This window comes from Bordetella bronchialis (assembly GCF_001676705.1).
In the GTDB taxonomy this organism is placed as follows: domain Bacteria; phylum Pseudomonadota; class Gammaproteobacteria; order Burkholderiales; family Burkholderiaceae_B; genus Bordetella_C; species Bordetella_C bronchialis.
This window is the reverse complement of sequence record NZ_CP016170.1, coordinates 3,909,355-3,934,370: the sequence shown is the minus strand read 5'-3', so window position 1 is coordinate 3,934,370 and position 25,016 is coordinate 3,909,355. Positions and strand designations below refer to the sequence as shown.

General features: G+C 66.1%; 23 protein-coding genes. 10 read left to right on the top strand and 13 right to left on the bottom strand.

Translation table 11 applies throughout. From position 1 onward, the window contains the following. Nucleotides 1-104: 104 nt before the first annotated feature. The 5 genes from BAU06_RS17385 to BAU06_RS17365 all read left to right on the top strand — a co-directional run bounded on the left by BAU06_RS17385 (nt 105) and on the right by BAU06_RS17365 (nt 5,583). Nucleotides 105-1,085 carry a Bug family tripartite tricarboxylate transporter substrate binding protein gene (locus tag BAU06_RS17385; RefSeq protein ID WP_066352823.1) on the top strand — a complete coding sequence of 327 codons (981 nt, stop codon included), beginning with the start codon at nt 105-107 and terminating at the stop codon, nt 1,083-1,085. A 51-nt stretch (nt 1,086-1,136) separates the two neighbouring features. Next, nucleotides 1,137-2,105: a Bug family tripartite tricarboxylate transporter substrate binding protein gene (locus BAU06_RS17380; RefSeq protein WP_066352816.1), complete on the top strand. Its 969-nt coding sequence runs from the start codon at nt 1,137-1,139 to the stop codon at nt 2,103-2,105. A 224-nt stretch (nt 2,106-2,329) separates the two neighbouring features. Beyond that, nucleotides 2,330-3,262, top strand: coding sequence for a Bug family tripartite tricarboxylate transporter substrate binding protein (locus BAU06_RS17375; RefSeq protein ID WP_066352814.1), 933 nt, complete (start codon nt 2,330-2,332; stop codon nt 3,260-3,262). A gap of 80 nt (nt 3,263-3,342) precedes the next feature. Next, nucleotides 3,343-4,338, top strand: a complete 996-nt coding sequence (locus tag BAU06_RS17370) for a Bug family tripartite tricarboxylate transporter substrate binding protein (RefSeq protein ID WP_066352807.1) — start codon at nt 3,343-3,345, stop codon at nt 4,336-4,338. Nucleotides 4,339-4,767: 429 nt separating this feature from the next. After that, nucleotides 4,768-5,583, top strand: a complete 816-nt coding sequence (locus BAU06_RS17365) for a tripartite tricarboxylate transporter substrate-binding protein (protein WP_197509315.1) — start codon at nt 4,768-4,770, stop codon at nt 5,581-5,583. 106 nt (nt 5,584-5,689) lie between these two features. Here the strand turns inward: BAU06_RS17365 and BAU06_RS17360 are convergent, their stop codons facing one another. From BAU06_RS17360 to BAU06_RS17315, 10 genes are all read right to left on the bottom strand, one after another. Beyond that, nucleotides 5,690-6,289, bottom strand: a complete 600-nt coding sequence (locus tag BAU06_RS17360) for a nitroreductase family protein (protein ID WP_066352791.1) — start codon at nt 6,287-6,289, stop codon at nt 5,690-5,692. Between the two features lie 178 nt (nt 6,290-6,467). Then, nucleotides 6,468-7,094 (bottom strand): urease accessory protein UreG, encoded by a 627-nt coding sequence (gene ureG, locus BAU06_RS17355; RefSeq protein ID WP_066352788.1) that lies wholly within the window; start codon nt 7,092-7,094, stop codon nt 6,468-6,470. Between the two features lie 43 nt (nt 7,095-7,137). After that, the gene (locus tag BAU06_RS17350) at nt 7,138-7,818 is read right to left on the bottom strand and encodes an urease accessory protein UreF (RefSeq protein ID WP_066352783.1); all 681 of its coding nucleotides are present in this window, start codon (nt 7,816-7,818) and stop codon (nt 7,138-7,140) included. Then, the gene (gene ureE, locus BAU06_RS26275) at nt 7,802-8,611 is read right to left on the bottom strand and encodes an urease accessory protein UreE (protein ID WP_082988296.1); all 810 of its coding nucleotides are present in this window, start codon (nt 8,609-8,611) and stop codon (nt 7,802-7,804) included. Before ureE ends, BAU06_RS17350 begins: the two co-directional genes overlap by 17 nt. 29 nt (nt 8,612-8,640) lie before the next feature. Continuing rightward, the gene (ureC, locus tag BAU06_RS17340) at nt 8,641-10,344 is read right to left on the bottom strand and encodes an urease subunit alpha (RefSeq protein WP_066352776.1); all 1,704 of its coding nucleotides are present in this window, start codon (nt 10,342-10,344) and stop codon (nt 8,641-8,643) included. 97 nt (nt 10,345-10,441) lie between these two features. Beyond that, complete coding sequence (locus tag BAU06_RS17335) at nt 10,442-10,747, bottom strand: urease subunit beta (RefSeq protein ID WP_066352762.1); 306 nt, start codon at nt 10,745-10,747, stop codon at nt 10,442-10,444. Nucleotides 10,748-10,762: 15 nt separating this feature from the next. Continuing rightward, on the bottom strand, nt 10,763-11,362 hold the full coding sequence (locus tag BAU06_RS17330) for a HupE/UreJ family protein (RefSeq protein ID WP_066352749.1): 600 nt from the start codon (nt 11,360-11,362) through the stop codon (nt 10,763-10,765). A 42-nt stretch (nt 11,363-11,404) separates the two neighbouring features. Continuing rightward, nucleotides 11,405-11,707: an urease subunit gamma gene (ureA, locus tag BAU06_RS17325; RefSeq protein WP_066352747.1), complete on the bottom strand. Its 303-nt coding sequence runs from the start codon at nt 11,705-11,707 to the stop codon at nt 11,405-11,407. A 19-nt stretch (nt 11,708-11,726) separates the two neighbouring features. Next, nucleotides 11,727-12,599 (bottom strand): urease accessory protein UreD, encoded by an 873-nt coding sequence (locus tag BAU06_RS17320; RefSeq protein WP_066352744.1) that lies wholly within the window; start codon nt 12,597-12,599, stop codon nt 11,727-11,729. Nucleotides 12,600-13,100: 501 nt separating this feature from the next. Continuing rightward, nucleotides 13,101-13,784 carry an LOG family protein gene (locus tag BAU06_RS17315; protein WP_462935907.1) on the bottom strand — a complete coding sequence of 228 codons (684 nt, stop codon included), beginning with the start codon at nt 13,782-13,784 and terminating at the stop codon, nt 13,101-13,103. Here BAU06_RS17315 and polA point away from each other — a divergent pair. Beyond that, nucleotides 13,783-16,500 carry a DNA polymerase I gene (gene polA / locus BAU06_RS17310; RefSeq protein ID WP_066352740.1) on the top strand — a complete coding sequence of 906 codons (2,718 nt, stop codon included), beginning with the start codon at nt 13,783-13,785 and terminating at the stop codon, nt 16,498-16,500. The genes BAU06_RS17315 and polA overlap by 2 nt on opposite strands. A gap of 175 nt (nt 16,501-16,675) precedes the next feature. Continuing rightward, complete coding sequence (locus BAU06_RS17305) at nt 16,676-17,467, top strand: dienelactone hydrolase family protein (RefSeq protein ID WP_066352732.1); 792 nt, start codon at nt 16,676-16,678, stop codon at nt 17,465-17,467. A 37-nt stretch (nt 17,468-17,504) separates the two neighbouring features. Here BAU06_RS17305 and BAU06_RS17300 read toward each other — a convergent pair whose 3' ends face one another. After that, a complete protein-coding gene (locus BAU06_RS17300) occupies nt 17,505-19,166 on the bottom strand; it encodes a Na/Pi cotransporter family protein (RefSeq protein ID WP_066352728.1) in 1,662 nt (553 codons plus the stop codon). Nucleotides 19,167-19,379: 213 nt separating this feature from the next. On the opposite strand from BAU06_RS17300, the gene BAU06_RS17295 reads away from it, so the two are divergent. Further along, nucleotides 19,380-20,771 (top strand): L-serine ammonia-lyase, encoded by a 1,392-nt coding sequence (locus BAU06_RS17295; protein ID WP_066359270.1) that lies wholly within the window; start codon nt 19,380-19,382, stop codon nt 20,769-20,771. Nucleotides 20,772-20,833: 62 nt separating this feature from the next. On the opposite strand, the gene htpX is transcribed toward BAU06_RS17295, so the two are convergent. Then, nucleotides 20,834-21,712 carry a protease HtpX gene (htpX, locus tag BAU06_RS17290; RefSeq protein WP_066352725.1) on the bottom strand — a complete coding sequence of 293 codons (879 nt, stop codon included), beginning with the start codon at nt 21,710-21,712 and terminating at the stop codon, nt 20,834-20,836. A 183-nt stretch (nt 21,713-21,895) separates the two neighbouring features. Here htpX and BAU06_RS17285 point away from each other — a divergent pair, with 183 nt between their 5' ends. After that, nucleotides 21,896-22,777 (top strand): DMT family transporter, encoded by an 882-nt coding sequence (locus tag BAU06_RS17285; protein ID WP_066352722.1) that lies wholly within the window; start codon nt 21,896-21,898, stop codon nt 22,775-22,777. Further along, nucleotides 22,774-23,625, top strand: a complete 852-nt coding sequence (locus BAU06_RS17280) for a sulfurtransferase (RefSeq protein ID WP_066352715.1) — start codon at nt 22,774-22,776, stop codon at nt 23,623-23,625. The genes BAU06_RS17285 and BAU06_RS17280 overlap by 4 nt, the downstream gene beginning before the upstream one ends. 169 nt (nt 23,626-23,794) lie before the next feature. Here BAU06_RS17280 and BAU06_RS17275 read toward each other — a convergent pair whose 3' ends face one another. Continuing rightward, on the bottom strand, nt 23,795-24,952 hold the full coding sequence (locus BAU06_RS17275) for an aromatic ring-hydroxylating oxygenase subunit alpha (RefSeq protein WP_066352712.1): 1,158 nt from the start codon (nt 24,950-24,952) through the stop codon (nt 23,795-23,797). Nucleotides 24,953-25,016: the final 64 nt, after the last annotated feature.

Sequence of the window (25,016 nt, the reverse complement as noted above, 5' to 3'; positions counted from 1 at the left end):
CGATGGCCAGACGGCCGGAAGGTCCGGCCGAACCACAACCAAGAGACCGCGCCCCGCGATGGCGAGCCATCCATGGGACAAGCCGGTACGACAGGAGTCGAGACATGAAGAAGAACCCAAGGCTGCACCTTATTTTGATGCTGGCCGCCGCGGCCATCGCCGGCAGCGGGCCCTCGGCCGCCGCCGAGGACACCGGCAAGGCATGGAAGGCAAGCCAGCCCATCCGTATCGTGGTGCCGTTCTCGGCGGGCGGCGGCTCGGACGTGGCCGCGAGATTGCTGGCGCAAGGGCTGGGGAACAGCCTGGGAGAGCCGGTCATCGTCGAGAACAAACCCGGCGCCAGCGGCGCCATCGCGTCGGACCTGGTGTACACGGCGGCGCCGGACGGCTACACGCTGCTGCTGGGTACCGCCGACACGCAGGCGATGAATCCCCATGTCAACAAGGTGCGCTACGACGCCCTAAAGTACGTTCCGGTGGCCGCGATCGCCAAGGTGTCCTATGTATTGGTCGGGCGTCCCGACATGCCGGCCGCCGACACCAAGGCGCTGGTCGCCTTGGCCAAGGAAAAGTCCCTGACCTACGGGTCCTCCGGCACGGGGGCGGCGGCCGACATCCAGATGCGCATGTTCGACGACGCTGCCAAGATTCCCAACATGCTGCACGTTCCCTACCAGGGGGTGGCGCCGGCATTCCAGGCGCTGGTGGCGGGGCAGGTGGACCTGGCGATGATTCCCGTCGCGCTGGTGGCCCAGTACCGCAACAAGGTGAAGTTCTATGGCATTGCGTCGATGCAGCGCAATCCCGCCATCCCCGACGTACCCACGCTGGCGGAACAAGGCTTTCCGGTGGATGGCGATCCCTGGGTAGGCTTGCTCGCGCCGCCGAAAACGCCGGACGCGGTCGCCAACGCCATCGCGGAGCGCGTCGCGAAGGTACTGGCCGTGCCCGAGAACCAGAAGAAGCTGCGCGAGGTCGGCATGACGCCATACCAGGGTACGCGATCCGAGTTCACCGAGTTCTACCGGAAGGACTACGACAAGTGGGAGAAAGCGATCAAATCCGCCGGCATCACGGCTCAATAGGACGCCCACCGGGGTCTTTTCCAAAACCCATCGATCGACGGGGAATCCGAAATGAATAACTACTTGCGGGCGTGCGCCGCGCTGATTCTTGCAACGGTCTTCCAGGCCTGCGGCGCCGCCGATGCGGCCGGATGGAAGCCGACCCAGCCCATACGCATCGTGGTGCCGTTTTCCGCCGGCGGCGGCTCCGATGTGGTGGCGCGCCTGGTATCGCAAAGCCTGGGCAACCGACTCGGTCAAACCGTGATCGTGGAGAACAAACCCGGCGCCAGCGGCGCCATTGCATCGGACCTGGTGTATAACGCGGCGCCGGACGGCTATACCCTGCTGCTGGGTACCGCCGACACCCAGGCGATGAATCCCCACGTCAACAAGGTGCGCTTCGACTCGCTGAAATTCGTGCCGGTGGGCGGCCTGGCCAAGGTGCCCTACGTGCTGGTGGGACGTGCCGACCTGCCCGCCAGCAACCTGCCGGAGCTCCTGGCGCTGGCCAAGCGCCAATCGCTGTCGTATGGATCCTCCGGCCTGGGTACCGCGGCGGACGTGCAGATGCGCATGTTCGGCGAGGTCGCGAAGATCGATAACCTGCTGCACGTGCCGTACCAGGGCGTGGCGCCGGCCTTCCAGGGGCTGGTGGCCGGGCAGGTGGACCTGGCCGCCGTGCCGGTGGTGCTTGCCGCGCAGTACCGCGACAAGCTGAAGTTCTTCGGCCTGCCATCCATGGAGCGCAACAGCGCCATTCCGGACGTGCCCACGCTGGCGGAGCAAGGCTATCGCGTGGACGCCGACTCATGGAACTGCCTGCTGGCCCCACCCGGCACGCCCGCGGCCATCGCCGACGCCATCGGCAGCCAGCTGGCGGCCGTGCTTGCGGAGCCGGCGGTCCAGAAGCGACTCCACGAAGTCGGTATGACCGCCTTCCCAGGCTTCCGCACCGAGTTCGCCGCGTTCTATCGCAGCGAATACGAAAAATGGGGCGATGCGATCCGCAAGGCGAATATCGGGGCGACGGCGCAGTAGGGATTACGCGCGGAATAGATCCGCTTCAGCGCCGAATCCATTCTGGTACGAGGGCCTGCCACGCCGGCAGGCTTTTTTTCTATCTGCCGCGCCTGGAGGTGCGCGTCGGCGCACGCATCTGTGCCATATGCCGCCGACAAAGGAACCTGTCTGCATAACAGGCCACTGATCCGGCCGGCCCCGTTGACACCGGGGCACGACGTATCCTCCTGATTTGAGAGCGTATGCAGAAAGAAATAAGCCTTGGCAAGCGGCGGCTGGCGGCGTTCGCCATGCTGGGAAGCCTTCTGTCGGCCGGTACGAAGGCGTTCGAATCGACCGCGCCTTACCCCAGCCGACCGGTAACGTTGACGGTCGGATATCCGCCCGGCGGCGGCGCCGATACGCTGGCTCGCCTATTGGCACGGCATCTGGCCAAGGAGTTGGAGCAGGACGTGGTCATCCATAACAGGCCGGGCGCCGCGAGCAATATCGCGGCGGAAGCCGTGGCTCACGCCAAGCCGGACGGATACACGCTGTATATAAGCACGCGCTCCAACACGATACACAAATCGATGTATGGCCATTTCGACTTCGATATGGCGAGCGACCTGGCGCCTATCGGTGTCCTGGCCAAAGTGCCCAACGTCATTCTTACTGGGGCCCAGTCGCCCATCTCATCGGTCGCGGACCTTATCACCCTGGCGAAACGGCGTCCTGGCGGCGTGACCTATGCATCGACGGGCGTTGGGTCGGATACCCACTTGCTCGGCGAACTGTTCCAGCAGCACGCCGGAATCCAGCTCCTGCATGTCCCATACCGTGGCGGTGCAGTCGCGATGGCAGACGTCATCGCGGGCCGGGTAGATCTGCTTATCTTCTCTCTCCCGGGTGCACTGCCTTATATCAAGGCATCTTCGGCTCGCCCGATCGCGCTCATGTCTTCCACCAGAGTCTCTCCTGTCGCCGGTGTACCAACGATGGAAGAGTCGGGTGTCCGTAATGTCAATCTCGAAACATGGTTCGGCTTGATGGCGCCCGCAGGCACGCCGGCCAGCGTGATAGTCAAGTTGAACAGGGCCGTCAATGCGGTACTTGCAAAGCCCGATCTGCGCGATGCCCTGGGAGCGCAGGGGTATGTCGTGCCACCCCGCGCCCGCGATACCGTCATGTCGTGAATGTGGGACATTGCCCCGCTTCTCGCGCGGGCGCGGATGGCCTCTAGGAAGATCTGGGTTTAATAAAAACGGAGACAGGAATGAGCTTCTGCAGGCGTGAGCTTGCCATCCTTACATTGGTTGGAAGTGCTAGTGCCGTTCCCTTGGGCGCCCAGGCTGCCCAGGCTGATGTTGCATATCCGACGCGCCCGATCACTCTGATCGTCGGTTCGACCGCGGGCGGCGGTGCAGATGGCCTGGCCAGGCTGCTTGCGAAACATATGACCGATGATCTGGGACAGACGGTCCTCGTGAATAACCGTCCAGGCGCGGCAGGAAATGTCGCGGCGGAGTACGTTGCACGCTCCGCCCCCGACGGATACACGCTGTATATAAGCATTCGTCCGAACACAATACACAAGATCATGTACGAACATCTTAAGTTCGATATGAGTACTGATCTTGTTCCGGTCGGGCTTCTCGCAACAGTGCCAACCATATTCGTTTCCGGCGCCAATGGGCCGGTCGAAGACATCAAGGACGTGATCGGTCTGGCGAAAGCGTACCCAGGCGCGGTGAGCTGTGCGTCGACCGGCGTCGGATCGACCGCGCACCTGATGTGCGAGCTATTTCAGCAAGAGACCGGGACCGACTTACTGCATGTGGCCTATCGTGGTAGTGCGCCTGCTTTCACCGATGTAATCGGCGGGCGCGTGGATTTTTTGATTGCTGCGCTGCCGGCTGCGATGCCCCACATACAGGCGGGGACGGCGCGGCCTATCGCGGTGCTGTCGCCTCAGCGAACAGCAATACTGCCCAATGTTCCCACGGTCGAGGAAGTGGGGCTTTCTGGCATAGATCTGGATGCGTGGTTTGGACTGATGGTGCCGGCGGGTACGCCGGCGAGCACGATCGAGCGCTTGAACCACTCCGTGAATACCGTCTTGCTCAAGCCGGAAGTGCAGGAGGCCTTTACATCGCAGGGTTATGTCGCGCCTCTGCGTCCCAATACGCCGGAAACACTGCGGCAACTGATCGTGGAAGAGACGGAGAGGTGGACCACGATCGTGCGGGAGCGCAACATCGTACCGCGCTGACAAGGGGAACTGGTCGATTACATATCCCAAGTAAGGCCGGCGAAAAGGCGGCCTTTGCTTTGGTATGCATGGGCAGTCGGCTCGCGGCGCTCATACGCCGGTGCGGGCCGCGCCACTCCTATTGGCTTCGGCGACCGAACCGGCCCGCCCCTCTTGGAATGCGGAATGGAACCCGCAGGCGCAGCGGAGCACTGATGGCACCTTTCTGCGAGCTGTTTGACCCTTCTTTCGGAGCGCGAATACATGGAGACAGGGATGCATTCCTGCATACGGGAGTTGGCCGCTCTCACTCTGATCGGAAGCACGCTACCCATGGCCGCCTCTGCTTCCGAGGCGCCAGCGACGTATCCCGTGCGGCCCATTACATTGGTGATCGGGTTCACTCCGGGCGGCGGAACCGACGGGCTGGCTCGCATATTGGCCAGGTACTTGGCCGACGAGCTGGGACAGAAAGTCCTCGTGGAGAATCGCCCCGGTGCTGCCAGCAACGTAGCCGCGGAGCATGTGGCACGGGCAGTGCCAGATGGCTATACGCTTTACTTGAGTACACGCTCGAACACGGTACATAAGACGATGTACCCGCACCTCAAGTTTGACCTGGGCAAGGACCTGCTTCCTATCGGGCTTCTCGCCACCGTTCCCAACGTCATTCTCACTGGCGAACGCACGCCGATCAAGTACGTGCGGGACATTGTCACGCTGGCGCGGACTTACCCGGCGACGGTGACCTGCGCGTCGTCCGGAGTGGGATCCACAGGCCATTTGCTATGCGAACTGTTCCAGCGCGAGACCGATACCGCGATGGTGCACGTCGCATACCGTGGCAGCGCGCCGGGCTTCGTGGACCTCATCGGCGGTCGAGTCGATCTGCTATTCGGCGTATTGCCCGCGGCCTTGCCTTATATCCAGGCCGGTAGCGTCCGCCCCGTTGCGGTCATGTCGCGACAGCGGGCGTCCGCGATACCGGACGTTCCCACCGTGGACGAAACGGGAATCGTCGGCCTGAACCTGGACACCTGGTTTGGCTTGATGGCGCCGGCGGGAACGCCGCCGGATATCACCCGGCGTCTGAACGACTCTATCAATGCCATCTTCCTGAACCCGGGGCTCCAACGTGCCTTCACGGAGCAAGGGTATGTGGCTCCGCTACAACCGAATACGCCTGAGACGTTCGGCACTTTGATCTCCACGGAGATCGACGAGTGGAGCAGGGTCGTCAAGGAGCGGAACATCAAGCCCGGCTGAGGGCTTTACGTAGAGGAATCGCCGGACGCTTGCCGCGTCCGGCGATTCCCTGCCGGGCATGAATCAGAAGGTCTCTGCTGCCGGCGCGTGGGCAGCGCCCAGGCGATCAGCGATGCACGCGGAAGCGTTGCGCGTCGTCCATGAAGGCCTTCTCGTTGAAGGGAGCTTCATTGGAGCCGAAGGGCATTTGGGCGCGCAGTTTCCAGCTGGCCGGAATGTTCCATTCCTTGGCGACGGCTTCGTCGATCAGCGGGTTGTAGTGTTGCAGGCTGGCGCCGATGCCGGCGTTGGCCAGGGTGGACCAGACCGACAGTTGAGCCATGCCGCCGGCTTGTTCGGACCACACGGGGAAGTTGTCAGCATACAGCGGGAATTTCTCCTGCAAGGCCCTGACGACGTCCTGGTCTTCGAAGAACAGCACCGTGCCGGCGCCGGCCGCGAAGCTGTCCAGCTTCTTCTCCGTGGCGGCGAAGGCGTCCGCCGGCACGATCTTGCGCAGGGCCGCCTTGGCAATGTCCCACAGTTTGAGGCTTTGGGCGCCGAACAGGATGACGGCGCGCGAGCTTTGGGAGTTGAAAGACGAAGGGGTGTGCTTGACGGCTTCCTGGATGAGCGTCGTGACCGCTTCATGCGACACGGGAAGGTTGCGGCCCAGGGAGTACTGCGTACGGCGACGCTTCAGGGCGTCGAGAAAAGCGTTTTCCATCGAACGGGATCCTATGATGACCTGCGAATAATCGCATGGTGTGATGATCCCATCCTTGGGATGTACGTCCAGTTCATCCCGTACTGCAGTAGGGTTTTCAGTTTTATGTCAGCCCGCCGGACCCGCCCGCGGCGACCGGCGCCCGTGCCGTCGTCGCGTGCGAGCGCTGGCGGCGGGCTCAGGCCGCCAGCAGGCCACGCTGTTCTATAAAGCGCACAATGTCGGGCAGGCCGGCGCCCGCCTTCATGTCGCTCATCACGTAGGGGCGTGTACCGCGCATGCGCCGCGTGTCTTCTTCCATGATAGACAGCGATGCGCCCACCATGGGCGCCAGGTCGGTCTTGTTGATCACCAGCAGGTCGGACTTGGTGATGCCGGGGCCACCCTTGCGCGGGATTTTCTCGCCACCGGCCACATCGATGACATAGATGGTCAGGTCGGAGAGCTCGGGACTGAAGGTAGCGGCCAGATTGTCGCCCCCGGACTCGATGAACACGATGTCGGCGTCAGGAAAGCGCGCCAGCATGCGGTCGACCGCCTCCAGGTTGATGGAGGCATCCTCGCGTATGGCCGTGTGGGGGCAGCCGCCCGTCTCCACCCCCATGATGCGCTCGGCGGGCAGGGCGCCGGCCACCGTCAGCAGGCGCTGGTCTTCCTTGGTGTAGATGTCGTTGGTGATGACCACCAGGTCGTAGGTATCGCGCATGGCCTTGCATAGCATCTCGGTCAAGGTCGTCTTGCCGGAGCCGACGGGGCCGCCGATGCCTACCCGCAGGGGCGGGTTTTTCTTCGTGCGCTGAGTCATGGTCGTAAGCCAGAATTGTGCGGGGTTAGCGAGGGAATGCGCATCATGACCGGAACAGGCGCGAATACTGGGTTTCGTGGCGCGCGGAGAGAATGCCCAGCAAAGGCGCGAATGTCGAGGCTTCTTCCTCCGGCGTGGCGGCGGCTCGGCGCGCGGCCTGTCCGATGGCGCCATGCAGGCCGAAAAGAATGCGCTGGCCGGCCACCTGGCCCAGGGGAACCGCCTTCAGGGCCGCCGCGACCTGGTTTTCCGCCCAGGCGAACAGCCAGGCCGACAGGCAGTCCTCCAGCCGTGCGCCGGCACGCTGCGCCGCGTAGGCATAGGCAGTGGGCAGGCTGAGCGGCTGCATGGCCCGCAGCGCCGCGCGGCCCGCGGCATCGCCCCATTCGAGTTCGTCCAGCAGCCGCGCCAGCGACCATCCCATCTGTTCGGTTTCCTGGCGCAGTTCAGCGGATTCGCGCATGGCCAGCAGCCATTCGTTCAGGCCGGCAACCGCGGGTATGTCGCCGCCGGCCCAATTGCGGTACTGCTGCCCGAGCAAGGCGGCTTCGCCGTCGGCCACGATATCCAGGCCGTGCGCGATCCATTGCCGCGCGTCCTCGGCGGTGGCGATGACGCCTGCTTCGATGGCCGCTTCCAGTCCCTGCGAATAGCTGAACGCGCCGATCGGCAATGCCGGCGACGCCAGGTGCAGCAGCGCGATGAGTTCAGTGCTTGTGCCCATGGCGATGCGGCTTGTCCCTGCCGTGCTGGTGGGCATCCCCGTGGGCGTGTCCATGATCGCGGTCGTGACCGTGCTCGTGGTCGTGCTCATGATCGTGCGCATGTCCGTGATGGAGGTGTTCGTGCCCGTGGTCATGCTCGCAATGATGGGCATGCCCGTGGCCGTGATCGTGACTGTGACCGTGGCCGTGATCGTGTCCATGACCGTGGTCATGATCGTGCCCGTGCTCGTGAGGATGATCATGGTCGTGTCCATGATCGTGCTCATGCCCATGCCCATGCCTTTGGCGATACGCCTGCTGCGCCAGTGCGTAGTCTTCCGCGAAGGTTTCGTCATGGCCATGCTTGTGCCCGCCGCCGTAGGCGCCGGCCTCCGGCTCGAAGGGGGCTTGGACCTCGACCACCTGCAACCCCAGCCGCAGGAGCAGATCGCGCAGTACGGGATCCTGTTCCAGCTGGAGGTAGTCGGGACCGACTTCCACGGGTGTATGGCGGTTGCCCAGGTGATAGGCGGCCCGCAGCAGGATGTGCGGGTCGACGCTGGTGGCCCGCAGGACGGGCTGCGGCGCGGCGACCACGCGCACCAGGCCGCCGTCTTCGGCGACCAGTGCGTCGCCATCGCGCAGCACGGTGCCGCGCGGCAGGAACAGGGCGACTTCCTCGCCGCTATCGAGCGTGGCGGCCAGGCGGCTGCGGCTGCGCGATTCGAAGGGCAGGGTCAGGGTGGGCGCGCGCCGCAACAGCGCCTTGGCGACAGCCTGGCCGCGGCCGACCACTTTTTCTATGCGTCTCATGCGAATCTGAACGTTGGATGCGCCGGCGTTCAGAACAGGAAGTAGCGTTGCGCCATGGGCAGCACCCGGGCGGGTTCGCAGATCAGCTCCTGCCCATCGGCGACGACGCGATAGGTTTCGGGATCGACTTCGATGTGCGGCTGCCAGTCGTTGTGCACCATATGCGATTTGCGTACGCCCCGGATGCCGTGGACGGGCACCACGCGCTTGGACAAGCCGTACTTCGCCGCGATGCCGGCCTGGTAGGCGGATTGCGAAACAAAGGTCAGGGAGCCCCGCGCCAGCGCGCCGGCGCGCGTGCCGAACATGTCCCGGTAGTGTACCGGCTGCGGCGTCGGAATGGAGGCGTTGGGATCGCCCATCAGCGCGGTGGTGATGATGCCGCCCTTGAGCACCATATCGGGCTTGACACCGAAGAAGGCCGGATCCCACAGCACCAGGTCGGCCCATTTGCCCGGCTCGACCGAGCCGATCTCGTGGGCCATGCCGTGCGTTAGCGCCGGATTGATGGTGTATTTCGCGATGTAGCGCTTGGCCCGCGCATTGTCGGCGCGGCCGTCGCCGGGCAGGGCGCCGCGTTGCACCTTCATCTTGTGCGCGGTCTGCCAGGTCCGCATGATGACTTCGCCGATGCGTCCCATGGCTTGGGAGTCGCTGGAGATCATCGAAATCGCGCCCAGGTCCTGCAGAATGTCTTCGGCGGCGATGGTTTCCCGGCGGATGCGGGATTCCGCGAAGGCGACGTCCTCGGCGATGGCGGCGTCCAGGTGATGGCACACCATCAGCATGTCCAGGTGCTCGTCGACGGTATTGATCGTGTAGGGGCGCGTGGGGTTGGTGGAAGACGGCAGCACGTTGGGCAGGCCCGCCACTTTCAGGATGTCGGGCGCGTGGCCGCCGCCGGCGCCTTCCGTGTGGTAAGTGTGGATGGTGCGCTGCTTGAAGGCGGCGATCGTGCTTTCGACGAAGCCGGCTTCGTTCAAGGTGTCGGTATGGATGGCGACCTGCGTATCCGTTCGGTCCGCCACGCCCAGGCAGCAATCGATGGCCGCGGGCGTGGTGCCCCAATCTTCGTGCAGCTTGAGGCCGATGACGCCGGCGTCGATCTGCTCCAGCAGCGGCGCCGGCTGGCTGGCATTGCCCTTGCCCAGCAGGCCGATGTTGATGGGCCAGCCGTCCGCGGCCGCCAACATGCGTTCGATGTGCCAGGCCCCGGGGGTGCAGGTGGTCGCGGCCGTGCCGGTGGCGGGGCCGGTGCCGCCGCCCAGCAGCGTCGTCAGGCCGGCCGCCAGGGCCTCGTCGATCAGTTGGGGGCAGATGAAATGGACGTGGGCATCGATACCGCCGGCCGTCACGATCTTGCCTTCGCCCGCGATGATCTCGGTGCCGGCGCCGATGACGATGGTCACGCCGGGCTGGATATCGGGATTGCCGGCCTTGCCTATGGCCTGGATGCGGCCATCTTTCAAGGCGATATCGGCCTTGACGATGCCCCAGTGATCCAGGATGACCGCATTGGTGATGACCGTATCGGCGACTTCCGCGCCCGGGCGCTGCGACTGGCCCATGCCGTCGCGGATGACCTTGCCGCCGCCGAACTTCACTTCCTCGCCGTAGGTCGTGTAGTCACGCTCGATCTCGATAAGAAGCTCGGTGTCGGCCAACCGGATGCGGTCGCCGGTGGTGGGGCCGAACATTTCCGCGTAGGCGCGGCGGCCTATTTTCACGCTCATGCGTATGCTCCCGCGGCGCCGCGCGCCGGGCTGGTGTTCATCAGGGGGATGCCGGCGCGGGCCTGCCGGCCGCGCGCTCGCGATAGGCGGCCCGGCTTCACAGTTTGCCCATCACGCGGCCCGCGAACCCGTAGACCGCGCGCTCGCCCGCCAGGGCAACCAATTCCACGGTGCGTGTCTGGCCGGGCTCGAAGCGGACGGCGGTGCCGGCCGTGATATTCAGCCTGTAGCCGCGCGTCGCCGCGCGATCGAAGCGCAATGCGTCGTTGACTTCATGGAAGTGGTAATGCGAACCGACCTGGATGGGCCGGTCGCCCGTGTTGGCCACCGTGACGGTGATCGTGGCGCGGCCGGCGTTCAGTTCTATTTCGCCATCGTCCACCAGGAGCTCGCCGGGTATCATCGCGCGCTCCTTCTTTCAAGCGGCCAGCAGCACGGCGCCGTACAGCGCCACGCCCAGGCCGGCGATGCGCGGCAGCCAGGCATGCGCCTGGCGCAGCGCCACGCCGGCGGCGATGCCGGCGCAATGCAATCCCACCGTCGCGGCCATGAAGCCCGCGATATAGGCACCGGCGCTGGCGGCTTCCGGCAGCTCATGGCCGTGCGCATGCCCGTGGAAGAAGGCGAACAGCGCCGCGATGGCCGCGCCGGCCCACTCCGGCAGCCGCGCGCGGGCAGCCACCAGCAGCCCCAATACCAGCAGCGATGCCGCGATCATGGGTTCCACGGCGGGCATGGGTACACGCGCCAGGCCGACCAGTGCGCCAAGCAGCAGGACGGCCGCGAAGCTCAGGGGCGCGAGCCAGACTCGGCGCGCCGTCATCGCGCTCCACATGCCAACGGCGATCATGGCGCACAAGTGGTCCAGTCCGGTCAGCGGATGCAGCAGGCCCGCCACGGCGCTGGATGCCATGCCCGCCGCCTCGGCGATATGTTCCCGCAGGGGATGCGCGCCGGCGGCGCCGGCGACCAGCAGCGTGGACCATGCGGCGATCGCCGCGATGCGTGAACGGTTCATCTCTTGATGTTCTCCATGGCAAAAGGGGCATAGGTTCGCCGGTCAGGCGATCGGGTGATGGACCGTCACCAACTTGGTCCCGTCGGGGAAAGTGGCCTCGATCTGCACGTCGGGGATCATTTCGGGAACGCCCTCCATGACGTCCTCGCGCGTCAGCAGGGTGGTGCCGTAGTCCATCAGCTCGGCGACGGTCCTGCCGTCGCGGGCGCCTTCCATCAGTGCGGCGCTGATATAGGCCACGGCTTCGGGGTAGTTCAGTTTCAGGCCGCGCGCCTTGCGCCGTTCGGCCAGCAGGGCGGCGGTGAATATCAGGAGCTTGTCTTTCTCTCGGGGCGTCAGCTTCATGGGAAGGGTCCAGGGGATATCAGGTCGCCCACAAACGCAGGGGGCGGCCGGGAACGCCATGCACCCGCGGGCGCAGTTGCAGCCACAGCGCGGCGAACAGGCGCCGCAGCGGTTCGATGTGGGCGGCGGCGGCGCGCACGAGCAGCACGCCGGAGGCAGGGCTGGTGGCGCCGGCGCGCAGGCCGGCGTCGAAGGGCAGGCCGGGCGCGAGCGATTCCGCCAGTTCCCGCGTGCAGGCGGGCCCTGCGGCCCACAGCGTGCCGTAGGCGGGAAGTCCGCCCAGGCCCTGAGGCGCCTCTCGCAGGCCGGCGTCCGCCCGCAGGCGTTGCCGCTCCGCCCACAGAAGCCGGCCCGTGCCGTCCCGCAGCCGGAAATCGGTGCGCGCCTGGCCGGCGCTCCATGTTTCGCCCGCCGCTTGGCGGCCCAGCAGCGCCGCATCCCAGCCCAGCGCGCTGGCGCCCGTCCCAAGCTGGACGTCGATGCGCTGGCAAGCCTGGCTATGGTCGAAGAAGATGTTCTCCAGCGGCAGCCAGTCCAGGCGGGCGCCATCGCCGACGCGGATGTCCACGTCCTGCCGCGACGGGTAACGGGGATGGGCCTTGTACCACTTGGTCGCGCCCGGCGTGGAGAAAACGGCGTGCGCATGGGGTTCGAGTTCGATGTCCAGGCGCAGCGTATCGCCCGCGGCCAGGCCGCCGGGCGGATGCAGCAGGGTCAGGTGGCAGATGCCGCTGTCCCCTTCCGGATACAGCGCCTTCTGGACCATAAGGGGCCCCAGGTGCTGGCGCCGGGCCAGAACGGTACGTCCCTGCCGGCAGGCCAGGCCCAATCGCAGACTTGCCAGCCAGCCGCCGGCATGCGGGGCGTCCAGGATGGGGCGTGGCACGTCCATGAGGCGGCGGGTCTCCGGCAAGAAGGATGGAAAAATGCCGCGGCGGGCCGGCCGGGAAGACGGCGCGGGTCGCAGTGGCGTTGCACCGGGTCGATGCAAAATGCGTGCCATATTGAGGGCGAGAGGGGCGGCCCAAATGGGAGAGAACCCGGCGTCCAGGCGCCCGCCGGCGGACGGCCGCGCCGGTTAGAAGTTTCAAAATGAAACAAATGCGCCGATTCTGTGCGCGCTTATGCACCGAAACATGGCGAAGTGCACCATTTCGGATCGCCGGGCGCTGCGGTCCGGTGCGCGGGCGGAATGCGGAGTGCGCCAATCGGGCGCGCCAGCGGATCGAGTCCCGTCCAGTCCAGTCCAATCCAGTCCAGTCCAGTCCAGTCCGGTCCGGCCCGGTCCGGTCCGGCCGGCACGCCGCCCTTGCGCACGGACGAAGAGGCCGCCCCCAGGATGGTACGGCGGTATCCCCGCCGCGCCGACGCGGCCGCGCGATCCGGCCTGGCTTCAGGCCGGCAAAGAAGGTGCGTACTGCTCCGGGGAGAGATAGCGGGTATGGAAGTCGATAATGCGGCTGACCACCACCTTGGGATCGTCTTCCACGATGAAGAGCTCCAGGTCATGCGCCCCGATCATGCCGTTGCTGAGCACCGTCTTGGCCAGCCAGTCCACCGCGCCATGCCAGTAGTCCTTGCCCATGAGCACGATGGGCGCCGGCGGTACCTTGCCCGTCTGGACCAGCGTCAGGGCCTCGAACAATTCGTCCAGGGTGCCGAAGCCGCCCGGCAGCGCCACGTAGGCAAAGCTGTGCATGAAGAACGTCGCCTTGCGTGCGTAGAAATACTCGAACATCAGGCTGATGGTCTGGTACTCGTTATTGTTCGCCTCGTGCGGAAGAACGATATTCAGGCCGACGCTGGTGCCGCCTGTTTCGAATGCGCCTTTATTGGCGGCTTCCATAATGCCCGGTCCGCCCCCCGCGATGATGGCGAAACCCGCTTGCGCCAGCGCCGCGGCCAATGCCTCGGCCTGTGCGTAGTAGGGCGATTCCCGGCTGACGCGCGCGCTGCCGAAAATGCTGACGGCCGGACCAAGGTCGCGCAGCTTCTCAGCCGCGGTCAGTATCTCTGACATAATCACCGGTATTTGCTTGCCGGCGGGCGTGTCCCTGCCATCTTCCTTTTTGACCATGAATAAAACCCTGTTGCTGGTTGACGGTTCTAGCTATTTGTACCGCGCTTATCATGCCATGCCCGACTTGCGCAACGCGCAAGGCGAGCCGACCGGGGCGTTGTACGGCGTCGTCAATATGCTCCGGAAGCTAAAGCAGGACTATGACGCGCAGTACGTGGCTTGCATTTTCGATGCCCGGGGGAAAACCTTCCGTGACGACCTGTATCCCGAGTACAAGTCGCATCGGCCGCCCATGCCCGAAGACCTGGCTGCGCAGATCGAACCCATACACAACGTCGTGCGCGCGCTGGGCTGGCCGATCTTCGCCATCGAAGGCGTGGAGGCCGACGACGTCATCGGTACGCTGGCGCGCATCGCCACCGAACACGGCATCAAGACCATCGTGTCCACCGGCGACAAGGATCTTGCACAGCTGGTGGACGACCATGTCACGCTGGTCAATACCATGACCGGCGAAACGCTGGATCCCGCCGGGGTCGTCAAGAAGTTCGGCGTGCCGCCGGCGCGCATCGTCGATTACCTGATGTTGATCGGCGATGCGGTGGACAACGTCCCGGGCGTCGACAAGGTCGGCCCCAAGACCGCGGTCAAGTGGCTGACGGAGTTCGGCAGCATCGACAAGCTGGTGGAGTCCGCGGAAACCATCAAGGGGGTCACGGGCAACAACCTGCGCACGGCCATCGCCAACTTTCCGCTCACGCGCGAATTGCTGTCGGTGCGCCGGGACTGCGACCTCAGCGCCACCATGGCCGGGCCCGAATCCCTGGTCCCCCTGGAAGAGGACAAGGAAGCCCTGCTCGCGCTGTACGAGCGCTATGGCTTCCGCACCTGGCTGCGCGAGGTCAGCGGCGAAACCGAACGCGTGCCGGCCGGCGATTCGCGCATCGCCCCGGAACGGCCCGAGCCGCCGGCAGAGGTCGACTACCAGGTCATCACCGATTGGACGGCGTTCGACGCCTGGCTGGAAAAGCTGCGCGCGGCCCCGCTGGCGGCGGTCGATACGGAAACCACCTCGCTCGACGAAATGCAGGCGCGCCTGGTGGGCTTGTCGTTCTCCGTCGAGCCCGGCGTGGCCTGTTATATCCCCGTGGCCCATCGGGGGCCGGAGGCCGGGGATCAACTGCCCAAGGACGAAGTGCTGCAGCGCCTGCGCGCCTGGCTGGAAGACCCCGCCATTCCCAAGCTGCTGCACAATGCCAAATACGATGCCCACGTGCTGCGCAACGAGGGCGTGCGCCTGGCCGGGATCGCGGAAGACACGATGCTGCAGGCCTATGTGCTGGAATCGCACCGCAGTGTCAGCCTGGCGGACCTGGCGCAGCGCTGGCTGGGCCGCAGCGGCATCACCTACGAGGCCTTGTGCGGCAAGGGCGCCAACCAGATCTGCTTCGACGAGGTGCCGATAGACCGCGCCGGCCACTACGCCGCCGAGGACGCCGACTTCACCCTGCAGATGCATCGCCTGCTGCGCCCGCGCGTCAGCGCGGATCCCGGCCTGGAGACCATCTACAAACTGGAAATCCAGGTTTCAGAGGTCCTGACCGAAATCGAGCGCACGGGCGTACGCGTGGACGCGCAGGAACTGCATCGGCAAAGCTCGGCCCTGGGGCAGGAGATGCTGACGCTGGAACAGCGCGCATACGAGCTGGCCGGCCAACCGTTCAACCTGAATTCCCCCAAGCAGCTGGGGGAAATCCTGTTCGGCCGCATGCAGCTGCCCGTGGTGCGCAAGACCGCCAGCGGGGCGCCTTCAACCGACGAGGAAGTCCTGAGCAAGCTGGCGCAGGACTATCCGCTACCACAGGTACTGCTGGAATACCGTGGCCTGTCCAAGCTGAAATCGACATACACGGACAAGCTGCCGCGCATGATCAATCCCGCCACCGGCCGCGTGCACACGCATTATGCCCAGGCGGCGGTGATCACCGGCAGGCTGGCGTCTTCCGAACCGAATCTGCAGAACATTCCGGTGCGCACGCCGGCCGGCCGTCGGGTACGCGAGGCCTTCGTCGCCGAGCGCGGCGTGCTGATGTCGGCGGACTATTCGCAGATCGAACTGCGCATCATGGCCCACGTCTCGGACGACGCCAATCTGCAGCAGGCCTTCGCCGCCGGCGAGGACATCCACCGCGCCACGGCGGCCGAGGTCTTCGGCGTGCCGCTGGAAGCCGTGGCGGCGGAGCAGCGGCGCGCCGCCAAGGCCATCAATTTCGGCCTGATCTACGGCATGGGCGTATTCGGGCTCGCGTCCAACCTGGGCATCACGCGCGAGGCGGCCCAGGCCTACATCGACCGGTATTTCGCCCGCTATCCGGGCGTGGCGCAGTATATGGAGTCGACGCGCGTCCTGGCGCGCGAACAGGGCTACGTGGAAACGGTATTCGGACGTCGGCTGTGGCTGCCGGAAATCCGCGGCGGGTCGGGACCGCGCCGGCAGGCGGCCGAACGTGCCGCCATCAACGCGCCCATGCAGGGTACCGCGGCCGACCTGATCAAGATGGCCATGGTTGCGGTGCAGCGCTGGATCGAGCAGGAAGGACTGCTGACTCGCATGATCATGCAGGTGCACGATGAACTGGTGCTCGAGGTGCCGGATGCCGAGGCCGAGCGCGTGCGCGCCGAGCTGCCCGGCCTGATGTGCAATGTCGCGCGGCTGCGCGTGCCGCTGGTGGCGGAGGTCGGCGTGGGCAAGAACTGGGAGCAGGCGCACTAGCCGGGCGGCGTGGCAGGAAGGGCAGCCGGCGCACCGGACCGGCGGCGGGCGGTGGTTCCAGCACGCGTTAAGGGAATGCGCGGCATAATCGGGCGGAAGCGCCGGAAGGACGGCGCCCGGGGCGGCCATCCTGACGCGCCGCCCATGTGCTCCACCCCAGCCCGAGGATACCGCCATGAGTTTTTCGCCCGCCGCCGGAACCGTGCAAGGCACGGCCATTCATACCAGCCCGCAGGGCCTGACGCACGGCCTGATCGATCTGCCGGTCAAGGACGGCACCGTGCCGGCCTATTACGCCCTGCCCGAGGGCAAGACCGACGTGCCCATCGTTTGTGTCGTGCAGGAGATCTTCGGCATACACGAGCACATCCAGGACGTATGCCGTCGCCTGGCCAAGGAAGGCTATTTCGCCATTGCCGTCAATCTGTACGAGCGCCAGGGCGATGCGTCCACCTACACCGATATCCCCAAGCTGATCCAGGACATCGTCGCCAAGGTGCCCGACGAGCAAGTCATGGCCGACCTGGACGCCAGCGTGGCCTGGGCCGCTCAGCACGGCGGCGATGCCGGCCGCGTCGGTGTGACGGGCTTCTGCTGGGGCGGCCGTATCACCTGGATGTACACCGCGTACAGTCCCAAGGTGAAGGCCGGCGTCGCCTGGTACGGCAAGCTGACGCAGGGCCATGGCCCGCTGATCAAGCGCAATGCCGTCGATGTGACCAAGGAGCTGCACGGTCCCGTGCTGGGCCTGTATGGCGCCCAGGACACCAGCATTCCCCTGGAGGACGTCGAATTGATGAAGAAGCGCCTGGCCGAGGGCAACGACCACGCCAAGGCGTCGAAATTCGTCGTCTATCCCGACTCCGGCCATGCCTTCCTGGCGGACTACCGGCCGAGCTACAACGAAACGGACGCCAAGGACGGCTGGCGCCGGATGTGCGACTGGTTCTCCCAGTACCTGAAATAAAGGCGCAAGGCCAAGGGGCGCGCGGTGGCGCGCCTTTTCAATTGGCCGATTCCCGCAGCCGGCTGGGCAGCAGCTCGCCTTCCTTGGCCAGGACCGGATACGCCGCCGCGCCGACCAGATAGGAGTTCACGCCTTTGACGTCGCGCAGGATGTCCAGGTACATCTGCCCGATTTCGGCTTCCTCGACCTGGCCGGATTTGATCTTCTGCAGATGCGCTTCCGCGGCCTGGCTTTCCAGCGCGCGGAAGCTTTCCTTTTCGCCGGCCAGGGCGCGTGCCTGGCGCAGGTCGGCGTTGACGAACAGGGCCGCGGTGCGCCGTTCATTGGTCAGCAGCTGGCCCATGGATTCGTCCAGTTGCTGCCGCTGCTCCGGGGCCAGCGTCCACCCCTGTTTGCGCAGGCGCGTGGCGTGGCTCAGGAGGCCGCCATGGACGATGTCCGCGGCATGGCCGATGTTGCTGGCGAAGGCCAGGATCTGCTCCATGCGCTGCACGTCCTCGCTGGTCATGCTTTCGCGGTCCAGCGTGGCAAGGTATAGCGTGATCGCCGTTTCCAGCTTGTCCATGGCCACGTCCAGGCGCTTGGCCTGCGGCAGGCGGTGCCGGTTATCACGCTTGAAGCCGGCGCGCGCGAGGGCGAGCAGGGTTTGCAGCATATCGGCCATGCGCAGGGCTTCGCGCGACGCATTGCCCAGGGCCACGGCCGGGATGTCGTGCGCCGATTCGTCCAGGTATTGCGGGCGGGCGGGATCGTCGGGATCGATGCGCTTGGGCAGCCAGCGCGTCAGCAGCGCGGCATAGGGCGACAGCAGCGGCAGGAAGACGGCCGCGACCACGGCATTGAACAGCGTGTGGAAGTTGGCGACGGCGCGTGCCGGGTCGTCCGACAGGGCCGACATCCAGGGGCCCAGCCAGGGCAGCAGGACCAGGCCGACCACCACCCCGCCGACCCGGGTCAGCAGATTCCCCAGCGGCAGGCGCCGCGCCGCGGGATCGTCGCCGGTGACGCCTTCGATCATGGGGTTGACGGCCGTGCCCAGGTTGGCGCCCAGGACCATCGCGAAGGCGGCCTCCGGCGTGACCAGCTGGTGCGAGGCCATGGACATCAGCAGTACCACCACGGCGACGCTGGAATGGGCGGCCCAGGTCAGGACGGCCGCCACCAGCATGGCGGCGACGGGCTGGGTGGCCAGGGCCTGCAGCAGGATGCGCAGCAGGGGGGCGTTCTGGAACGGCGCGAACAGGTCCACCAGCGAGTGCAGCGAAATCAGCAGCAAGCCCAGGCCGATGAAGACGCGGCCCAGGTCGCGGGTGCGCCCCGGCGGATAGCGGCGGAACATCCACACGCCGAACAGGATCAGGATCGGTGCCAGCGCGGTCAGGTCGAAGGACAGGACCTGCACGATCAAGGTCGTGCCCACATTGGCGCCCAGCATGGCGGACAGGGCAGGCACCAGGCCGACCATGCCGCCGGCCGCGAAGCCCGTGATCATCAGGCCGGTGGCCGTACTGCTTTGCAAGGCGGCGGTAATGCCCAATCCGGCCGCGAACGCGCGCAACCGGGTGCCCAGGGCCCTGCCCAGTACCGCCCCCAGGGCCGCGCCGAAGGCGCGCTGCACGCCCGTCTGGACCATATGAACGCCCCATAACAGCAGGGCGACATAGCCGGCGAAGTCGAGCAGGGTCAGGATTCCGGACATGGATCAGTGCGTGGCGTAAGGTGGAAGTGCCGGGGACGGGCCAGGGCCCAATGATCGCATGGTTCCCCGCTTTGGGGACGGAGACGTTGAAATCGTTTTCACGCGCGATCCCGGAACGCGGCGGCGTGGGCGCGTATCGACGGGGCCCGCGGGCTATCATAGCGATGTGCCGGGACGCGGGGGATGCGGGACGGCGTTGCCTGCGGAGCCATCGTGGCGGTTTCTGTCTTTGATCTGTTCAAGATCGGTATCGGTCCTTCGAGTTCGCATACGGTCGGCCCCATGCGGGCCGCGCTGCTGTTCGCCCAGGGCCTGCGGCGCGACGGGCTGCTGCCTTCGGTCGCCAGCGTGCGCGCCGAGCTCTATGGCTCGCTGGGTGCCACCGGGAAAGGGCATGGCACGGACAAGGGCGTCATGCTCGGCCTGATGGGCGAGGCGCCGGACACCGTGGATCCGTCCGCCATCGACGGCATGCTGCAGGCGGTGCGCGCCAGCCGGCAATTGCCGCTGCTGGGACAGCACCGGGTACCCTTCGTCGAAAAAGAGCATTTGCTGTTCTATCGCCGCGAGGCCATGGCCGAACACCCCAACGGCATGAAATTCCATGCCTTCGACGCCGAAGGCAATCCGCTGCGGGAGTCGCGCTATCTTTCCGTCGGCGGCGGCTTCGTCGTGACGGCGGGGGCGCCCAACACCCAGGTCATGGCGGCCCACGACCAGTTGCCCTTTCCGTTCCGCACCGGGCGCGAACTCGTCGATATGACGGCCGCCTCCGGACTGACCGTGGCGCAGCTGATGATGCGCAACGAGCTCGCCTGGCGCAGCGAAGACCAGGTGCGGGAAGGCCTGGACCGTATCTGGGACGTCATGCAGCAGTGCGTGGCCCGGGGTTGCGGCATCGGCCACCCGGATGCGGACGGCGAGCTGCCGGGGCCGCTGCGCGTGCGCCGGCGCGCTCCCGAGCTCTATCGCAGCCTGACCCAGCGCGCGGAACGCACCCTGTCGGATCCGCTATCGGTCATGGACTGGGTCAACCTGTACGCCATCGCCGTCAACGAGGAAAATGCCGCCGGCGGCCGCGTCGTGACGGCGCCCACGAATGGCGCCGCCGGCATCATCCCGGCGGTGCTGCATTACTACGATCGCTTCGTGCCCGGGGCTTCGCGCACGGGCGTGCACGATTTCCTGCTGACCGCGGCGGCCATCGGCCTGCTGTACAAGTTCAACGCCTCGATCTCGGGCGCGGAAGTCGGTTGCCAGGGCGAGGTCGGTGTGGCCTGTTCCATGGCGGCCGGCGGCCTGGCCGCGGTGCTGGGCGGCCGCGTTTCGCAGGTGGAAAACGCCGCCGAAATCGGCATGGAACACAACCTGGGCCTGACCTGCGACCCGGTGGGCGGCCTGGTGCAGATTCCCTGTATCGAGCGCAACGCCATGGCCTCGATCAAGGCCGTGAATGCCGCCCGCATGGCCTTGCGCGGCGACGGCCACCATTACGTCTCGCTGGATTCGGTGATCAAGACCATGCGGGAAACCGGCGCCGACATGAAGATCAAGTACAAGGAGACGGCGCGCGGCGGCCTGGCGGTGAATATCGTGGAGTGCTGATGTCGTGACGGCGGCGGCCGCCGCCCGCTGGCGACGGCCACCTTCCGCCGGTACCCGCGGCCTTAGACCGCCACGCGCTGCAAGGCGGCGATGCGCTGCTGGATGGGGGGGTGCGAGGCGAACATCGCGCTGATGGCGCCGCCGCCGGCGATGCCGGAGGCCTCGAAGGACTTCGGCAGCGCGCCGGCTTCCAGGCCCCCCAGGCGCGCCAGGGCGCGGATCATGGGATCGCGCGAACCCAGCAGATGGGCGGAGCCCGCATCGGCGCGGTATTCGCGCTGGCGCGAGAACCAGGCCACGATGATGGACGCGACGATGCCGAACAGGATCTCGCAGACGATCACGGTAATGAAATAACCGGGGCCGACCCCGCGTTCATTGCGGAACACCGCCTTGTCGATGAAGTAGCCCACGACGCGGGCCAGGAATACGACAAAGGTATTGACGACCCCTTGGATCAGGGTAAGGGTGACCATGTCGCCATTGGCGATGTGGGCCACCTCGTGCCCCAGGACGGCGGCGACTTCTTCCTCTGTCATGCTGTCCAGCAGCCCGGTGCTGACCGCGACCAGCGAATCGTTCTTGAAGGCGCCCGTGGCAAAGGCGTTCGGCGCGCCATCGTAGATGGCCACTTCCGGCCGGCCGATGCCTGCGCGGTCGGCCAGCTGGTGCACCGTGTCGACCAGCCATGCTTCCCGCTGGCTGCGCGGGGCGTTCGGGTCGATGACCTGGGCGCCGGTGCTCCACTTGGCCATGGGCTTGCTCATGAGCAGCGAGATGATGGCGCCGGTGAAGCCCACCACCAGCGAAAAGACCAGCAGGGCGCTGACGTTGAGCCCGTTGGCGGTCAGGTAGCGGTCGATCCCCAGAATGCGCAACGTGGCCGACAGTACGAGCATGACGGCCAGGTTGGTAAGCACGAACAGAACAATGCGTTTCATGGTTTTTATGGTCCCTTTGCGAGCGATGTAGCTTTGACGGCCCTGGGTCTTCCAGGTTCCGCGGCGCGCGAGCCAGACCGCGGATGGTAGGGCGCCGAGGGGCGCGCCGGATGTCGCGGAGACGGGGCCATCGCGGAGTATAGTATCGCCTTCTTGCAACTTCCCGCTTCCGGTTTCCCCTCCATGCAGGCTCTCTGGATGTTGTTGGCGTCCCTCATGTTCGCCATCATGGGTTCCTGCGTGAAGCTGGCGACGGAGCACGAGGCGTCCTTGTCGCAGGTGGTGCTGTTTCGCGGCCTGCCATCGGTCGTCCTGCTGCTGATCTGGGCCCGCGCGGGCCGGCAGTCCATCATCCCCACCAGTTGGAAACCCCATTTCTGGCGCAACCTGGCCGGCGTGAGCTCCATGTGGCTGGGTTTTTTCGCCCTGGCCCACCTGCCGCTGGCCACGGCGACCAGCCTCTCCTATACGTCGCCCCTGTTCATCGCGGCATGGATGCTGGGATGGGGCGGGGCCCAGCGGGACATCGTGCGCATCATGTCCGTGGCGCTGGGCTTTCTGGGCGTGATCGCGGTGCTGCGGCCCAGTATCGGCGAGGACCAATGGCTGGCGGCGCTGCTGGGCCTGACGGCCGGCGGTACGTCGGCGGTCGCGATGATGCAGATACGCGAACTCGGCCGCATCGGCGAGCCCGAATGGCGTACCGTGCTGTTTTTTTCCTGCGGCGTTTGCCTGAGCAGCGTGGTCGGCCTGGGCACGGAAGGCTGGGGCGATACGGACCTGGCCGGCTATACCGCCCTGGCGGGCATCGGGCTGTCAGGACTGTTCGGGCAATTGGCCGTGACGCGCGCTTTCGGGCTGGGCTCCGCGCTGTTGACGGCCGCGCTGCAGTACACCACCATCATTTTCGCCGCCATCCTGGGGATGGCATTCTGGCACGACCATCTGGACGACATGGCGTGGCTGGGCATGGGATTGATCGTCGTCGCCGGCTTGCTGTCGATATGGCGCACGATGCGCGAATCGCGGGCCGCGGCGCTATCCTCACGGGAGAAACAGGCATGACTTCGATGACCCTGATGTCGGTCTCGCAACTGACGAGCCGGCTGGACGACCCCCAGGTGCGCGTTTTCGACGTGCGTCACGATCTTGGCGACTTCGCCGCCGGCCGGCGACAGTTCGAGGAATCGCACATTGCCGGGGCGCATTTCCTGGACAACGAGAAGGACCTGGCCGGCGTGCACACCGGCCGCAACGGACGCCATCCCTTGCCCGAGCGCGCCGCGCTGGCCAGCCTGATGGCGGCCCACGGCGTCGGCCCCGATACGCTCGTGGTGGCCTACGATGCCAGCGGCGGGCAGTTCGCGGCGCACCTATGGTGGCTGCTGCGCTGGATCGGCCATGAACGGGTGGCGGTGCTGGATGGCGGCTGGCAAGCCTGGACGGCGGCCGGGCAGCCCGTGGAAAGCGGCCCGCCTCCGGCGCCCGCCCCGGGTGCCGCTGCGTCGCCCCGCCCCTCGCTGGTGGGCGCGGTGGATGCCGATGCCGTGCTGGCCAATCTGCGCGACCCGTCCTTCACGCTGGTCGACGCGCGGGCGGCGGCCCGCTATCGCGGCGAAGTGGAACCCATCGACCCGGAGGCCGGCCGCATCCCGGGCGCCCTGAACCGGCCCTATACGGACAACCTGGAGGCCGACGGCCGTTTCAAGTCGCCCGCGCAACTGCGGCAGGAATTCGAGGCCGTGCTGGGCGGCCGCCCGCCCGCATCCATCGTCCACCAGTGCGGATCCGGCATTACGGCCTCGGCCAATCTGTTCGCCATGGAAGTCGCCGGGCTGCCGGGCTCGCGCCTGTATCCGGGTTCCTGGAGCGAATGGATCAGCGATCCCTCGCGGCCGCGTGAGAAGGGCTGAAGGACGGCGCGTGGGCCGGACGGCGGATCGAACCCCGGCGGCCCGGCATGGATTGCGCCGGGCCGCGGCTACTGCGGCCGTTCCTGGTGGCTGTTGCAGGCAGCCAGGCGGATCGAAGCAAAACGGCGCCATGTTGCCATGGCGCCGTTTTGCGCTTCCGGGGATGGGATTAGGGATGCGGATCCGTTTCGGCCATGATGCGGCGGTACCACTCGTGGAAATGCTGCATGCCGTCTTCCATCGGCGACTGGTAGGGGCCGGCCTCGGAGACGCCTCGGTCCAGCAGGGCCTTGCGTCCGGCATCCATGCGTTCCGCGATTTCGTCGTCCTCTACGGCCGTTTCCATATAGGCCGCCTGCTGGGCCTCGACGAATTCGCGTTCGAAGGCGACGATTTCCTCCGGGTAGTAGAACTCCACCACGTTCAGCGTGTCCTGCGGTCCGCGCGGATGCAGGGTCGATAGCACGAGCACGTGCGGATAGACCTCGATCATGTGCGTGGGGAAGTAAGTTGCCCAGATGGCGCCGAAATCGGGGGTTTCGCCCTGGCGGAAATCCAGTACCCGGTCGTGCCAGGCGCGATACACGTCCGAGCCCGGATGGGCCAGCGCCTGGTGCACGCCGACGCGCTGCACGCTGTGCCAGGAACCGAACTCCCACGCCAGGTCGTCGCAGGTGACGAAGCGGCCCAGGCCGGGATGGAAAGGCCCGACGTGGTAGTCCTCCAGGTAGACCTCGATGAAGGTCTTCCAGTTGTAGTTGCACTGGTGGATCTGCACGCGGTCCAGCACGTAGTCGCCGAAGTCGAATTCGGGCCGCCCGAACAGGCCGCCGATATCCTGCAGCGGGTCGCGCGGGCCCTCGAACAACAAGCCATGGCAATCGCGCAGGCGGAAGCGGTCCAGCCTGGCGCAGGGCGTACTGTCGAACTGCGGCGCGCCCAGCAGTTCCCCCTGTGCGCTATAGGTCCAGCGGTGCAGGGGGCAGACGATGTTGCCGCCCGTGGCCCGCAGATTGCCCGACGTGTTGACGTCGCCCGCGACATTGCCCGCCACGCCGCCCAGCATCAGAGCCTGGCGGTGGCGGCAGACATTTGAGATGAGTTCTATCCCCTGGGGAGTATGGACGAGGGCACGTCCGCCTTTTTCCTGGACCAGCGTACGCCAATCGCCGACTTCGGGCACCATGTTCCGATGGCCGACGTAAAGCGCGGACTGTTTGAAAATGAGTTCTTGCTCGCGCTGGAAACGGGCTTCGTCAAAGTAAGCGCTGACGGGTAGCTGGGTGCGAGCTGGCACGAATTGCGCCATCCGACCAATGTCGGTCATGATTCCCTCCGCTCGGATAAAAAAGCCAGGACGGCAAGAATCCGTTCTGGCGCGAAGAAAAATC